Source organism: Lacipirellulaceae bacterium (assembly GCA_040218535.1).
Lineage (GTDB): Bacteria > Planctomycetota > Planctomycetia > Pirellulales > Lacipirellulaceae > Adhaeretor.
The window spans coordinates 1-13,816 of record JAVJRG010000012.1 but is presented as its reverse complement, the minus strand read 5'-3'; the positions used below and the strand labels follow the sequence as shown (position 1 = coordinate 13,816).

Sequence of the window (13,816 nt, the reverse complement as noted above, 5' to 3'; positions counted from 1 at the left end):
CTACGATGTAGGGTGCAATTAATTCAGTGAGTACTGTGAAACAAGATATCGACCACGCATGAAAGTCCATCCAAAATCCGTGACATCCGTGAAATCCGTGGCCAAAAAAATGCTTGCCGCGGTATTCGTCCTATGCGCACTCACCGAGACTGCGCGCAGTGAGGATGATGGCTGGCTGGAGTTTGAGGAAGAAGGCGCCGTCGCGCAGAATCACTTTGAAGTCTCACCCGAACAATTCGAGCAGTGGGTGTTCCAGCATCAAGGTTCCGCCTCGAAACAGCGGAAGAAGCTGGAGCTGGAGTTGCAACTCACCATTGAAGAGATCAGCCGTTCGTGTGAGTTGAACGAATCGCAAGAAGAGAAATTGCGACTAGCCGGAGAAGCCGACATTCGCTCGTTCTTTTACGAATATCATGTTGTTCGCGAAAAGTTTATGAAGGTACGGCACGATCAACAGGAGTTCAACAAGATTTGGAACGACATCCAGCCCTTGCAGCAAAAGCTAGGCGCCGGACTGTTTAACCAGGGCTCGATGCTCAAAAAAGTCGCCGATAGCACGCTCAACAAAGAGCAAGGGAAAGAACGTCGCCAAGCGGATGCGGCTCGACGAAAGTTTCGATACCAGGCGCTCGTCGAACTACACGTCATGAATCTGGAGAAGCAGGTTCCACTTAAAGAGAAAGAGCGGAAAGCGCTCTTGAAGTTGATCCTCACTGAAACTCACCCACCGACGGTGTTTGGACAAAGCGATCAGATTTATTTGATCTATCACCTCAGCCAGATCAGCAAAGAGAAAGTCACCGCGGCAGTTCCTGGCGCACAAGGCCGCGCGTTGCTCAAAATGTATCAGCAAGGCCGCCACTATAAGAACCACTTGAAGCAACAAGGTGTCGAACCGTTTGTTCAAGAGGAAGAAGACGAGGACGTTGTCGGCAAGGCGTTGCGTGAGGCCCAGATCGACAAGGCCATCAAGAAGTTCCTCGGCGACGGGGCACCCGCCGATCTACAGCTCGAAGTGGACGACCCCTTCGGACAGATAGACGATGACGATTTTGAAGCCTTAGTTCGTTTGATTGAGGAGGAGGCGGGCGAAGAAGTCGTCGAAGTGAAGGGCGAAGTGATTGAGGGGAAGTTGATCTTACCAGTCGGGGAGAATCTCAACTTGATCATCGACCCTTAAGTTTTGATTAGAGTACCTCCGTGGTTCAACTTATTTTGTTGTGAGTCTGAGTGTGACCAAATACTTCATGACGAGACGACCTCTACTCGTGCTGGGCTTGCTGGCGGTTTTGGCCTCTAGCGGCCAGGCCCAGCTTCCCAATGTCCGCTATGGCGAAGTCGTTCCGCGCGACGTGCGCGAGATGTACGACCGTGGCCTCCAATTCCTCGCAACCAAGCAAACCGAACAAGGGAACTGGACCGGGGGCTACCAAGGGCCGGGCACGACGGGGATGGGCGTCATGGTGTTTCTTGCTTCTGGAGAAGACCCCAACTTTGGCGTCTACAGCAACAACATCCGCAAGGCCCTGCGGAATATGATCAACGCCCAGGATGCGAAAACCGGCTACTTCGGCAACTCGATGTACCATCACGGCTTTGCCATCTTGGGCTTGGCAGAAGCTTATGGAGCCGTTGACGAGCGGACCTTATGGCCCGCGGGGACGAAGGGAAAGCGAACAATTGGGCAGGCTCTTGAATTGGCCGTCCGCAGTGCGATCACCTCTCAGAAAAACAACCCGACAGGCGCCTGGCGTTATTCGCCTCAAGCCAACGATGCGGACACGTCTGTAAGCGGAGCCGTGTTGGTCGGCCTGTTGGCAGCCCGTAACGCGGGGATCGAAGTCCCTGACGAATCGATCGACAAAGCGATCAACTATTACACGAACATGACGAGTGATTCCGGCCAGGTCGGCTACTCGGGTGGCTTCGGCGGCGGCTTCGATGAGTCGATCGCTCGGATTTCGATCGCTTCGCTGGTCTACTCCGTCGCCAGGAGGAAAGACTTGCCCGAGTACAAAGCGACGCTCGGCTATCTCACGGCGCGTCTCGAACAGACGTCCAACAATCATTACCAAGAGTACGCGGACTACTACCAAGCCCAGGCGCTCTTTCAAGGCGACATCGAAGCTTGGGAGAAATGGAACAAACTCCTGGTACGTCGTCTCAAGGCGAAGCAGAAGAAGGATGGTAGTTTCACCGGCCAATTTGGTCCTGAGGTTGGAACGAAAATGTCGCTGCTGGCGTTGGCCCTCAACTTCCGATTTCTCCCCATCTACGAGCGGTGATTCGATGGCCGCGGCAGTTTCAGATTTTTTTCAAACACTACACCGAAGGGGTTTCGTAATATAGCCCAGGGTAAGGTCATCACGAGCGTCAGCGAGTGTGACCGCCACCCTGGGTAACGAGAAACCAAGAAGAATCGACCGAGCAACACGTCATGGTTACCGGATAGCGCATTCGAGGTCGAAATCGGAAAGGATTGCCTCGGCCTGTTGCGACCTCGCCAACGTGCCGCCGGTAGCCATGCCTTGCTACTCGGTCGCTCACTTGAGACACGATGATAACCCAGGGTGGCGATCCTCCTCGCTTAGGCTCGGATGATCTTACCCTGGGCTGAATTACGAAACCCCTTCGGGGTAGATTGATACACAGTCAACACCCAGTGACCAACGATCAAGAAGAAACGTGTTTGTCATGCATCGATTTATCTGTGTTAGCATTGTCCTGTGCTTCTCATTCGCGAACGCAGTGAATGGTGTGGCGACAACACAGAACGTTGTCCTTCACTTAGCTAACGGCGACCATCTGGCCGGCAGCCCTGTCGCGAGTGAGGATTCCGAGAAGGTCCGCTGGGCCCCTTCTTTCGCCAAAGGCGTTTATGAATTCCCTTGGCCGCAAATTTCCGCGATGCAGTTTCCGAGGCCCGAACGCGTTGAAACACCCTCCGGGATGTTTTGCTTTGAACTGCAGGATGGCGATCTGGTTTTCGGTGATCTGACGGCAGTTTCTGAGGATTGGTTCTCCGTCAAACGCGAGAGCGCAAAAGTGATGCAATTGCGCCGCGCAAGCGTACGGCGAATTTCGTCCTGGAACAACGGGAAAGACTTGGTCTATCTCGGACCGGACGATTTGGCGGACTGGAAACCTTCGGAGAAGGGCTCTTGGCAGCAAGCCTCAGGCAGTTTGAAGTCCACCGGAAAGCAAGTTTCGATCTATCGTGATGTGAAGTTGCCAGCGCAGAGCTGTATCGAGTTGGAAATCTCCTGGAATCGCGTCCCCGACTTTACCATTGGTCTAGGTGTCAATGAAAGTGAAGAGGTCTTCAAGCAGGCTTTCATGGTGGATGTCCTTTCTAACTCAGTCGTTGCCGTGCGAGAGACCGATAAGGAGGCAGACCTCGCTGTGCTGCGCACGGTGGGCAAGCAAGCAGGGCGATTGCATTTGTTGCTGCACCTAGATCAGGCGGCTGGGCGATTGCTTGTAACGACTCCCGCAGGACAAACCCTAGCAGACCTGAGTGTGCGGTCATCGCCAAAGAAGGAGGCGAAGAAGAAACAAAGGCAACTTGGAAAGCTAACGGAGTTAATGAATCCAAAGGCAGGCCAGGAACTGCCGATCTACGGAGGGATTCGTTTCGGGAATCGTGAAGGCGATCTCTCACTGGATCGCCTCAGGATCAGCCGCTGGGATGGACGAGTTCCGGCAGAAGTGAAACAAGCAGGGACCCGCATCCAACTACGAGACGGAAAGGTCCGCTACGGCGAGATCATCGGATACGACTCCGAATCGCAGAGTTTAGTGATTCAATCGACCTCAGCTGATGAAGCTGCTGATGAAGCGAGCCAAGCGACCGCAGACGAGCAAACACTAGCGGCAGACACCGTCGCGGAGATCGCCTTTTCAGGCGAAGCGGCTACTGTCAAAGGCAGTGTGCGACTCTCTCTACACACCGGTCTGCGGCTGCGCGGCGACCTCGTCCGAATTGCCGAAGATGCTTTGGTGCTTTCTTGCTCGGCACTTAAGGATGACTTTGAAGTTCCTCTCGAAAACGTGCGTACGCTGATGGGAATACCTTCGGCGAGCAGTTCTGCCACAAGTAAGCAAGCACAGCCAGCCCCCGACGGCCAAGTTGCCCGTCTCGAGGTTTCTTTGGCTGGTGGTGAGAAGTCGTTCATGAAAGGAATCCTCGTTCCTGGTGGGGGTGACGAGCAATCGAGCCCCTTGCACTGGCAGCCGCGCGGCAGTGACAAGGCCCTTCCTTTGCTCAACGATGTGTCTGGTCGCCTGGTCTATCGCGACCCTCCGCCCAAGCCCAGTCTTCAGCAGAAACAGATGCAAGCGAGGCGGCGGGTGCAGCGTCCGAAGCTAATGAACGGCCTGCTGAATGCGTTCACCGGTGGAAATGGCTCGTCAATCGGGAAGGGCGGCCCTGCGATTTATCTGCGCGCCGGAGATAAACTGCCAAGCCGTGTCGAGTCGATCGATAGCCGAGGCGTCACCTTTAAGTCGCCACTGACGGAGGCCACGTTCGTACCACATTCCGAAGTGAAAGCGATCGAATTGATCACCAAGGGCGTCGATGGCCGGGTGACCAGCGATCGTCGCGATCAATTGCTGACGCTCCCGCGCCTGCAAAGGAACAATCCGCCAACGCATTTGCTCGTTTCCATCTTCGGCGACTATTTGCGTTGCCGGCTTGTCAGTCTCGATGATCGATGGGCCGTCGTGGAAGTTCGGCTCGAACAGCAACGTATCGAGCGGAAAAAGGTCGCTCGCATCATCTGGCTCGGCGATCCTCCGCCGCTTCCCACCGATACGGCTGAGTCGCTCGATGAATCGACCAACGCGGAAGTAGAAGACAACGCGGAAGCAGAAGACGACGCGAATCAAGAAGCGGAACAGGCAATCGCCGCCGAGGACGAGGCATTCCGCTCACGCTTGCGGGTACAAGCGGTGCGATCTGATGGTGTGCGACTTACCTTTACGCCCGAGGAACTGAGTGGTAAGCAGCTCATGGGAAAGAGTCTTGTGCTGAGCAAGTGCAGTGTCGATCTCGGCCAAGTTGATCAACTGTTGCTTGGTGATCGCATCGAACAGGCTGCCGCCGAACTGGCCTATCAGCGCTGGAAAATGCAACATGCCGCCGATCCACGTGAAGACGACGAGGAGGGGGCTGCCGGTGTTGACTCCGCACTCGTCGGTCAGCCAGCGCCGGACATGTCCTTACCGTTCGTCAAAGATGGCAAGCTCATCAAGAAGAACTTCAAGGTCAGCGACTATCAAGGCAAAGTCTTGGTAATGGACTTCTGGGCCAGTTGGTGCGGCCCCTGCACGCAGGCGATGCCGATGATTGACCGTTTGGGGGAAGAGTTCGCTGATCGTAACGTGGAAATCGTCGCGGTGAACATGCAGGAATCTCCCGCCAAAATCGCCCGCGCTTTAGAGCGAATGAAAGTCACGCCCACCGTCGCCCTCGACCGCGATGGAATTGCCGCCCAGCGGTATCAAGTGAGCGGCATCCCTCAAACAGTCGTCATCGACCGCGAAGGCAAGGTCGCCCGCGTGTTCATCGGTGCCGGGCCGAAGTTTGAAGAACAACTCCGCGGCATACTGGAAGAGGTCAGCTTCCCAGGTCAGTAAGAAGTTACTCTTCCTCCTCGACCTTGAGCTTACTCAAGCAAGCCCGCCCACCGCCGTTGGCCATGATGAACAACATGGCACCCATCAGTGCAGCGTTCTTCATAAAGGCGATCATTTCTGTTTGGTACTTCTGTGGGTCGGCTTCTTGATCAATCTTCCAGAAGTCGTGGAAGTAGTAGGTCGCGAGTATCAGAAAGACGAGAAGCAGTGTCGCTCCGATCCGTGGCTTGTACCCAAGAAGTATGGAGAAACCGCCGGCCAAAAGAAACACAATCGCCCCAGCCAACGCCACCTTTGGCATCGGCACGCCTTCACCGGCCATGTACCCTGCCACGTCGTTGAACTTGGGGATCTTATTGCCCAAGGCGCTCATGATAAAGATGCCGGTCAACATCAGTCGGCCAAGCACAGCGGTCGCGTTGCAGAGCATCTCATTCATCGGAGGTTTCCTTTTGTAGCAGGCTGTCGTCTATCCGGAGGCGACTCTCATCCTGGCGGCCAGTCGAGCTTTCTGCCGCCGAGGATGTGAAAGTGCAAGTGGTCAACGCTTTGGCCACCATCGCTTCCGCAGTTGACGACCACGCGGTAGCCGTTTTCGGCGAGACCCAGATCGCGAGCGACGTTGCCGATGGTCAGCCACAGGTGGCCTAGAAGCTCAGCGTCCTCTTCCGCGAGATGCTCAATCGAAACGACTTCTTTCTTGGGAATCACCAGCACATGCACGGGTGCCTGCGGTGCGACGTCGTGGAACGCGAGGCAATGCTCGTCGTTATGAACAATGTTCGCGGGAATTTCGCCGTTGATGATCTTCTTGAAGATAGTCATGGGGTAAAGAATAGAGATTAGTCAGTCGAGAGTTGAGTAGGAAGTCGTCCTCCGCAAGCCAGGGTTGAAGTGCTTGCTTAGAGTTGCGACAGATCAATCGCTTCGTCAGGTAGCATGACGGGGATGCGATCGATCACTGGATACAGCCGGTCGCCCGCCGCTCGTACTAGACCCCCGTCGAGCCGTTTTTCGACGCGATCACCCCCCACATTGGTGAGTTGCTTCGCCTCGATCAGGGCATTGATTCGTTCGATCTGCGCTGCTTCGGCACGCGTCAGCGGCGACTGATCTTGGGGGCAGCGGAGGATTTCTAGCAATTGGTCACTCACCACAGATCTGGTCCTAGGTGCCAGGGGATTGTCATTTCAGAACGAAGATTATCGCCCATCATCGAGCAAAGGTCTAGCTAGCACTGAGTTAATCTGGGCGAGTTGAATACGGCTGGCCGTGCTTGCTGAGACAAGGGTGGCGAAGGGCGTCTTCGATTGCCGATACCCAGCAGGACGTGCCGGATTGTATTGCACAGCTTTTGAAGACTCCTCTCACGGCCGTTCTTTGGACTATTCAGTACTTGGTTTTCGAGTCGCTTCGCGAGGGCGCATGGTTGCGTTTTCGGTTGTGGTTGGCTCACTCGCCGAACAACGACGAGGACAATATTCCATGACGAAGATCAAAAACGGACACCGCTTTTTTCCTGTTTTGGCTGGTGCAATCCTGCTTTCTTCCGCCGTACCGTTGAGAGCTCAGGTTACCCAAGAGGTTCGCGACGGTTACCAGATCACCCGACGTGTCACGCAACGCCAAGTTCCCGTAACGGAAATGCGTGACCAAACGCAAACCACCTATCGCCAGCAGATCACCACGGACAACTACCAAACCCAGCAACTCTACAGCGTACCCGTGACGCAGTATCAGATGGTTTCCAAATTAAGAGGCCGTTGGAATCCGTTGATCACGCCATACTGGACTCACGAGATGAAGCCAGTCACCACGTGGACACAACAAGTCGCTACGGTGAGTGTCCCCGTGACACGCAGTGCGTGGGTGCCCGAAACCCGTACTGTCCAGGTGCCGGTAACTGCCTATCGGACTGTGGAAGAGGAAGTGACAACGAAAATGGCCCTCGCCCCGAACGACCCGCGCTTGCGAAGTGGGACCGCCTTGGCTGACACGCGAGGCCCTTCAGCAACGCTGGCCGCTCGCCCGAGTACGAGCTTGAATTCGAGCCGTACTTCGATCGCATCGAAACCACTCGGCGGCGTCGCTCTCGAGAACGACCCACCAAGGCAAGCCACCGGTTGGCAACCACCAACCGGTGGAAGGTATTGAGGTAGTTGATCGAGAGAGTGGAAAGTAAATAACTCAGAGAACACACCCTAGCCCCTAGCGCAAGCTAGGGGTTCATTATGCGCAAGGAAAAACCCCCAGCTTGCGCTGGGGGCTAGGGATTGGTTCACGATATCCAGCTGAAAGCTGACAGCCGATAGCTGACAGCCAATATTAACTGCTCGCCGTCTTTCGTCGCGTTCTTCGTTTCGGCTTCGTCGCGCCCCATTCTTTGGTCAGGCTTTCGAACACCTCGGGCGTTTCGTAGCGGACGATGTCTTTGCTCTCAGGCATCGGGCCGATCAGGCCTCGAAAGACCGGCAAGCCGCGGAGGCTTAAGTCGGTGGAACAATCGTCGACGCCGATTTGCGTGTGCATCTTCATCAGGGCGTCTTCGTGTTTGTAGTCGCGAGTGCGGAGCTCGCCGTTTTTGCCGCGGGTCACTAGTCGGATCGTTTTTTCTTTGGGCATCTGGAGGGTCCGGGGAGGGAGTTGGGGAGGGGCCCAAGCGTGCTAGTCGTCGGTGCCGGCGCCGCTCGGGTTTCTTCAGGATCGGGGGATACCTGTGTCATCGACCGTGGCCCGTCGCTCCAACGAATCTTTCACGACCGCAGCGCACACGACGCACACGACACCAAACCGACAAATCCCGACGCGGCCCGCATACCCGGCAGAAAACGCACACGAGCGGGCCGTTCGTAACGACTATGCCCAGCAGCCAAGCCAGCGATGACCAGTTTTGCGGGCTGGGTAAGCAGGTCGCAGTTGGTTGATTCGTCCCTAGCCCGCCTCACCACTAAGCCGTTCTTGCCCAACCGTCTCCAGCGGTATAAATTGGGAGATTGCTTAAACGGCATTGCCCCGGAGGGTATGCGAATGGCTAGCAGACTGATTCGAAATCAGTTGCCCCGCAAGGGGTTGAGGGTTCGAGTCCCTTGCCCTCCGCTGCGTAAACTGAACGGCTCGTTGGCCACTGGTTTTTCAGTGCCTGTGGTCGGTTGATCAATCTTGGGATACCGCTTGTCCCTGTTTCGTCCCGGTTAGCAAACTCCGCCGAGTATAAAACGTTCTCGGCTTTTTCTCCTGTGATGGGCTCTGACGCCAGTGCCGCTTTGCCGCTAGCGACCGTGATAATCCACGCTGCTGCGAACAGTAAAGAAACGTTTGTGGATCTCAAAAATTTGGTACACATACTACTGTCCTCCATGGAGGGTTAAAGGGCGCCGGATCACACCGCCGGCTCGGCTTGCCCAAACGGGACTTTTCTTATGTGTTCTTGGCTGTCTGTTTCAAATGTGTGGAAATAGATATCGGAGGCATTACTGATACTGCTATGGCCCTGCCAATGATCTACGTATTCGCGCGGTATGAGTCTACTTACGCAAATCGACTTAAACGCATGCCTCAGGCTGTGAATTGTGAAGCCATCGTTTTTGATCCCTGTTGGAAGGCCTTGTGATCTTAGCAACTTCTGGAAGCTTTCGTTGAGGCGTTTCGTGTTGATTTCGTGATCACCATTAGGATACTGTCGACTCGGTGGCTGCGTGAAATAGTAACCGCTTTTTCGGGGAGAGTACTCTTCAAGAAGCATTCGAAGTGCTGGATGCGTTGGTACTTTCCATTCGTCTCCGGTCTTCGTTTCCTTCCCGGTGCGGCTGCGGATATGAATCCACCCTGACTTAAGATCGATGTCCTGGACGAGAAGGCGTTGGCATTCACCACTTCGCATCCCAGTAAAGGCAATCATCCCCAGAATATATCGAAGGTTACCAGACGCAGCGTAGACCAAGTTGTTGATTTGGGCTAACGTCAAAACACGCTGCTTCTTCTTCGCTTTTGGTGGTGAGAACTTCCTTTTCTCCAAGGGATTCTTCCTGCAATAGCTACGATCGTGACACCATGCGAAGAATGCCTTAAGTAAAGTGCCCTCATGATGCATCGACTTTGTCCCAATTTCTGAGTTGCGTTTCTTTCGAAAGTCATCAATGTGCGTTAGGTGGACCTTGCCTACTTTGTTGATTGATTTCGTGGCAAGGAAGGATGCGAACAGTTTCAATATTCCGCGATACTTAGAAAAGGTTTTGGGTCGCAGCCCCTCGGTAAGCTTGTAATCCAAAAACTCTTCAGTAGCTTCTTCAAACGTTTTCTGCGGAAGAGTGCTCTGTTCATGACTCTCAACAGAGCCGTATGTTCCATCAATTAGTTGCTTTTCCAAGGCGATAGCTTTCTCGATCGCTACTCTCTTGTTAGCAGTCCGGAGTGATATTCGTCGGTGTTGACCATTCCAATGAAAATCTGCTTGATAGATTTTCTTCTTCCCGCGTTTGCAAATAGTTACTCGCGTTCCGATTAGTGTTCTGTTGTTAGTTTTTTTCATTGCTCCAATCTGGTCCATTGAATATTTGCTCGATCGTCGCTTCAGTGACAAGTAGGTTGTGTTTGCCACGCTTTCGGAAGCAGCCATCGAGTCTGCCTTTTGCAATCCACTCGTAGACGGTAGAACGCTGGATATCGATTGCTGTGGCCAACTGCTGTGGCGAAATTACGGGGGGCAAACTCTGAAGAATGCTCTCGGTCTTCACTTTTTTTCGTTTGCTCATCCACGCCTCCCACCACCCGAAATGGCGAAATGCTGAGTCGCAATCAGAATCCCTAAAACTCGCTGCGGCGACTTTGAGACAGGCGCTGCTATGAAGCGGCCCGATCTATCGGCTCTGGGCAAACGCCGGATGCTTAAGACCACGTAGGCTGCGCGTATTAAGGAATCGGCAAGAATGTGCCTCGAATAGTTTCTTGGCAGTGCCGGTCGTGTTGTCCGAATTTTGCTGTGGATTGCGATCATTCTCTCGCCTACGCGGATGGTGCTAAGGAGATCAGAATGATTGCAGGCTACTTTGTCTAAGCCTCTTCCGTGGCGCTTCCGTGGCGCTTTTCGGTTTGCCAACAGATGCCCGTGCCAGCTTCCTTACTGCTACTCGAAGTAAACGTGATCAAAGAGCAATTCTTCTTCAGCCTTTTGGCATGTCGTCGCACTTGCTCATCGTCGAAAACATCATCCAACGACAGGCGACTTGGCCAGCCTTGTTTTTCAAAGAGGTCAAGGATTTTCCGCTGCTGACTTGCATTTGTTTGTACTTCTTTGGCGAGCTTCCCTTCGTACGTCAGCTCTCCGGTCGCTGAATCCCACATTGGTAATGATGGATCCTTGCCCGCGATAGCTTCTAAAGCATGGATAAGGTCGTGTTGTAAGCTGCGCAGCTCTTGCAAGTGGATCAAATGTCCCTCTATTAGTTTTTTATAGCCTGCGCGAAGTTTCGTTCGAAGCTTCTCCGCTGAGAGATTCGACCTTGCCGCTGCTTCCAGAATTTTAATGCCAGAACTGATGTGCTCACCAGCCTTTCGTATGACTTTGGGGTCTACGAGGCTACTCAGTATGTGGGTGTCATCTAGGCCAACGAGGAAGACTTCATCCATTGATTCTTCTAACTGTTCCGTTCGCCTCGCTGCATTGGACAATGCTTTCGAGTCAGCAGTCAGATTGCATATTTCATCTAAACGGACCTGATCACGCTGCTTAAGTTTCGCAACGGCGTTTACTTGGTCATTGCAAGTCTTGAGGGCAATTTCAAGTGTTTGACTGTTCTGGGGAAGGCGTCGCGTCGGCATGGCTACAGCTCTGTACAAAAGTGGCTGGGAAAGGAGATCCCGCTGGCTGTGGCGACCGAGCGGGAATCTTGGATGCTCTCAATTTCCAATTTCCTGACCACACTGCCAGATTGCAACGGCAGTTTCTCATGAATACTAACTTATCCGAAACTCTAGATCCCTAGATGTGATGAGCTGGAGAGAGTCTCTGCTCGCCTCATCAGTCTAGTCGCTGAGCAGCCTGTGAATTATCGAGGAACTTAGCTTGCGCTTCTCGAGCAATTTCTCGGCGACCAAGCTCAACATCCTTGAGCAAGAAGGAGTCTGCAGCTCCCCGTAGACGACTAACCAGAGTCGCTGCAAGGTTTCAGTCGGGTCGCCGCCATCCTTCTCTTGAAGATACCCAACGGTAATCGCATAGGCCCGATCCGTTTCGGGTTCCTGGGCCTCTAGGGTGGTTTCCCAGCACCGCATCGCCGGATGCTTTGTGCTATGCCCTTCTCGGTTTCCATCGTAGCTCAGCATGATTCGTATCAGCCGACCTACCGTCCCAGCCAGCAAGGTGGAGACATAGTCCTCAATTCGGGAAGTTCTTAACTCCCCCTCGCGTAAGTTCAGAATCCGTGATGCGGGAAATGCCTCTACACGTACACCAGCTCGTTTGCCTGTGGACTCCTCCAATGTGAGCTGATGGACCTCAATACGATTCCGAACGGCCATTGTCGCAATTCCTGCTTGATACCAAGCAGACAGTTCATCCTCAGGTATGCTATCGATTATCTGTAACTCCTTGGGATTCCGTGGACAGATCTGCTGATAGCTGTGCTTCCTCATCGTGTCGTGACCGATACTCAACTTGCAGTTCACCGACGTACTCTTGGAGCGTCAGCGATCTCCAGTGAGTACCTTGTTCGCGCCTTAGTTTAACCAACAGGAGTTGGTCGCGTCGCTTGGTCTTGAGCACCCTGTGGCCACGCCACAACTTGATCAGCAAGCGGCCAGCCCAGAGCTTGAATTGCGAGCGCCTTGCGAGGTCTCAAGAAGTCGTGTTTCATGTTCAGCCCGAAATCGGCTTGCATAGAAATCGTAGCAGGCCGCTCCCTGATAGCCGGTCAGATCATTCGGGAACTCGAAGAGCGAAAAGACTTGAGTACGCGGGAACTCTGCCAGATCTGCAAAGATCTGTAACGAATTCATCAGGGAATCGCTGACCCAGTCCAATGGGAGTAGGTGGAGTCCAAGGTGATTCCTCGTGAACTTCTTCTTAAGCTTCTGGAACGACAGCCCAAATCGCTCAGCAATCTGCTCACATTCCGGCCCACTTATCTTCAACGCTTCGTGAGTTGCTTGGGGGAAACCGGCCCACAGTCGAGGCAGTTGAAGGGAGCTGCTCTGCCGGCTGCGAAGTCGCAGCCGCGTTTCTGCTTGGCTGATACGACTGTTGAGCTTCAGGGCTAGTTGGAAAAGGTCCTGTTTCTGCGAATCGAATACCAGCCCGCGAGAGCCGCATTTCGGTTCCAGAGCAAGGTCCTTGTAGAGGACCGAATTCTCAGCGGAAGCCCAATTGACCCCATGAAGTGTTTGGCAGGGACGATAGGCGATCACTCGAATCGCGGGACGTCGTCGGTCGATCGGCTCGTCGTAGACTGCGACTAGCAGAAGCTGGTTGAGCTTTACGAGGCCTGCTTGAGGTTGGGGAGAGAGAATCCCCAGACCAGCGAAGGTGCGCGGGGCAACTCGTTTCTTGGATCGATGAGAAATCATGACGTCAGAACGCCATTGTCGTGTGAGGCTCATCGTGTCAGAGGATTGGTTCTCGGTGGGGTTTTTCATGTTGATTCCTTCTTGGTGATGAATGAAGGTTGGTACCGGCGCTTCGTTCAGCGCATGAAAAAAGCCCGCCAGTTGGCGGGCATCAGTAGAATCTCGAGCACGTCAAGGCACGGCTGCGTGGAGAAGTGATGGGGTTAAGTCTTGCTGATAGGTTCCTGCTCTCGCCGCCACTGTTGTGCGAGTAATCGTGCTGTCATCTTCAAGAACTGTTGCCAGTTGTCAGGGATCGTATCATCAATCTCAGAGCGAGTTCCTGGAACTCTACTTTCTTGGGGGGTCTTTTCTGATTCGGACATGGGGTGTCTCCTGAGCGGTTGAAGAAAGAATCGGCAACAAGTGACCGAATTGATAGAAGAGCTAAGCATAGCCCGACTATTTATGCCCCGGTTCTGCAGGGGATTTAGCCTCTAGAGCGTGTTACATCTATTCGTAGCGGTACCCACAATGTCGAAAGTAGTTTCGGATCTCGGTTTCGGTGAAGAGTTCGAGGACTTGTCCGCAGAGTTCAACGAGCCTTTCTTGGGTTCTTCGTGCGCCGTCTCGTAGC

At 53.8% G+C, this 13,816-nt stretch carries 13 protein-coding genes and 1 tRNA gene; 5 read left to right on the top strand and 9 right to left on the bottom strand.

What is annotated here, in order from left to right; genetic code table 11:
* Window positions 1-58 precede the first annotated feature (58 nt).
* The 3 genes from RIB44_14130 (at window position 59) to RIB44_14120 (ending at window position 5,640) form a co-directional block, all read left to right on the top strand.
* Window positions 59-1,180 (top strand): hypothetical protein, encoded by a 1,122-nt coding sequence (locus RIB44_14130; protein ID MEQ8617706.1) that lies wholly within the window; start codon window positions 59-61, stop codon window positions 1,178-1,180.
* Window positions 1,181-1,247: 67 nt separating this feature from the next.
* Entirely contained in the window at window positions 1,248-2,285 is a 1,038-nt protein-coding gene (locus RIB44_14125) for a squalene--hopene cyclase (GenBank protein ID MEQ8617705.1), read from the top strand.
* A 409-nt stretch (window positions 2,286-2,694) separates the two neighbouring features.
* Complete coding sequence (locus RIB44_14120) at window positions 2,695-5,640, top strand: TlpA disulfide reductase family protein (protein MEQ8617704.1); 2,946 nt, start codon at window positions 2,695-2,697, stop codon at window positions 5,638-5,640.
* 4 nt (window positions 5,641-5,644) lie between these two features.
* Here the strand turns inward: RIB44_14120 and RIB44_14115 are convergent, their stop codons facing one another.
* From RIB44_14115 to RIB44_14105, 3 genes are all read right to left on the bottom strand, one after another.
* On the bottom strand, window positions 5,645-6,079 hold the full coding sequence (locus RIB44_14115) for a DoxX family protein (GenBank protein MEQ8617703.1): 435 nt from the start codon (window positions 6,077-6,079) through the stop codon (window positions 5,645-5,647).
* 47 nt (window positions 6,080-6,126) lie between these two features.
* A complete protein-coding gene (locus RIB44_14110) occupies window positions 6,127-6,465 on the bottom strand; it encodes a histidine triad nucleotide-binding protein (GenBank protein ID MEQ8617702.1) in 339 nt (112 codons plus the stop codon).
* 77 nt (window positions 6,466-6,542) lie between these two features.
* Window positions 6,543-6,794: a hypothetical protein gene (locus tag RIB44_14105; GenBank protein ID MEQ8617701.1), complete on the bottom strand. Its 252-nt coding sequence runs from the start codon at window positions 6,792-6,794 to the stop codon at window positions 6,543-6,545.
* Window positions 6,795-7,125: 331 nt separating this feature from the next.
* Here RIB44_14105 and RIB44_14100 point away from each other — a divergent pair, with 331 nt between their 5' ends.
* Window positions 7,126-7,794 (top strand): hypothetical protein, encoded by a 669-nt coding sequence (locus RIB44_14100; GenBank protein ID MEQ8617700.1) that lies wholly within the window; start codon window positions 7,126-7,128, stop codon window positions 7,792-7,794.
* A gap of 171 nt (window positions 7,795-7,965) precedes the next feature.
* Here the strand turns inward: RIB44_14100 and RIB44_14095 are convergent, their stop codons facing one another.
* Complete coding sequence (locus RIB44_14095) at window positions 7,966-8,262, bottom strand: hypothetical protein (GenBank protein ID MEQ8617699.1); 297 nt, start codon at window positions 8,260-8,262, stop codon at window positions 7,966-7,968.
* Window positions 8,263-8,654: 392 nt separating this feature from the next.
* Between RIB44_14095 and RIB44_14090 the strand changes: the two genes are divergently transcribed.
* Window positions 8,655-8,736: transfer RNA gene (locus RIB44_14090), tRNA-Ser, on the top strand.
* 283 nt (window positions 8,737-9,019) lie between these two features.
* Here the strand turns inward: RIB44_14090 and RIB44_14085 are convergent.
* The 5 genes from RIB44_14085 to RIB44_14065 form a co-directional block, all read right to left on the bottom strand.
* Entirely contained in the window at window positions 9,020-10,255 is a 1,236-nt protein-coding gene (locus tag RIB44_14085; GenBank protein ID MEQ8617698.1) for a tyrosine-type recombinase/integrase, read from the bottom strand.
* A 434-nt stretch (window positions 10,256-10,689) separates the two neighbouring features.
* Window positions 10,690-11,457 (bottom strand): hypothetical protein, encoded by a 768-nt coding sequence (locus RIB44_14080; GenBank protein ID MEQ8617697.1) that lies wholly within the window; start codon window positions 11,455-11,457, stop codon window positions 10,690-10,692.
* 204 nt (window positions 11,458-11,661) lie between these two features.
* The gene (locus tag RIB44_14075; protein ID MEQ8617696.1) at window positions 11,662-12,303 is read right to left on the bottom strand and encodes a hypothetical protein; all 642 of its coding nucleotides are present in this window, start codon (window positions 12,301-12,303) and stop codon (window positions 11,662-11,664) included.
* 120 nt (window positions 12,304-12,423) lie between these two features.
* Window positions 12,424-13,269, bottom strand: a complete 846-nt coding sequence (locus RIB44_14070) for a hypothetical protein (GenBank protein ID MEQ8617695.1) — start codon at window positions 13,267-13,269, stop codon at window positions 12,424-12,426.
* Window positions 13,270-13,403: 134 nt separating this feature from the next.
* Window positions 13,404-13,565: a hypothetical protein gene (locus RIB44_14065; protein MEQ8617694.1), complete on the bottom strand. Its 162-nt coding sequence runs from the start codon at window positions 13,563-13,565 to the stop codon at window positions 13,404-13,406.
* Window positions 13,566-13,816: the final 251 nt, after the last annotated feature.

What these genes read in the sequence shown, in the direction of transcription:
- RIB44_14130 (MEQ8617706.1), top strand. Translation starts at nt 59, where the DNA reads ATGAAAGTCCATCCAAAATCCGTGACATCCGTGAAATCCGTGGCCAAA.
- RIB44_14125 (MEQ8617705.1), top strand. Translation starts at nt 1,248, where the DNA reads ATGACGAGACGACCTCTACTCGTGCTGGGCTTGCTGGCGGTTTTGGCC.
- RIB44_14120 (MEQ8617704.1), top strand. Translation starts at nt 2,695, where the DNA reads ATGCATCGATTTATCTGTGTTAGCATTGTCCTGTGCTTCTCATTCGCG.
- RIB44_14115 (MEQ8617703.1), bottom strand. Translation starts at nt 6,079, where the DNA reads ATGAATGAGATGCTCTGCAACGCGACCGCTGTGCTTGGCCGACTGATG.
- RIB44_14110 (MEQ8617702.1), bottom strand. Translation starts at nt 6,465, where the DNA reads ATGACTATCTTCAAGAAGATCATCAACGGCGAAATTCCCGCGAACATT.
- RIB44_14100 (MEQ8617700.1), top strand. Translation starts at nt 7,126, where the DNA reads ATGACGAAGATCAAAAACGGACACCGCTTTTTTCCTGTTTTGGCTGGT.
- RIB44_14095 (MEQ8617699.1), bottom strand. Translation starts at nt 8,262, where the DNA reads ATGCCCAAAGAAAAAACGATCCGACTAGTGACCCGCGGCAAAAACGGC.
- RIB44_14085 (MEQ8617698.1), bottom strand. Translation starts at nt 10,255, where the DNA reads ATGGCTGCTTCCGAAAGCGTGGCAAACACAACCTACTTGTCACTGAAG.
- RIB44_14080 (MEQ8617697.1), bottom strand. Translation starts at nt 11,457, where the DNA reads ATGCCGACGCGACGCCTTCCCCAGAACAGTCAAACACTTGAAATTGCC.
- RIB44_14070 (MEQ8617695.1), bottom strand. Translation starts at nt 13,269, where the DNA reads ATGAAAAACCCCACCGAGAACCAATCCTCTGACACGATGAGCCTCACA.
- RIB44_14065 (MEQ8617694.1), bottom strand. Translation starts at nt 13,565, where the DNA reads ATGTCCGAATCAGAAAAGACCCCCCAAGAAAGTAGAGTTCCAGGAACT.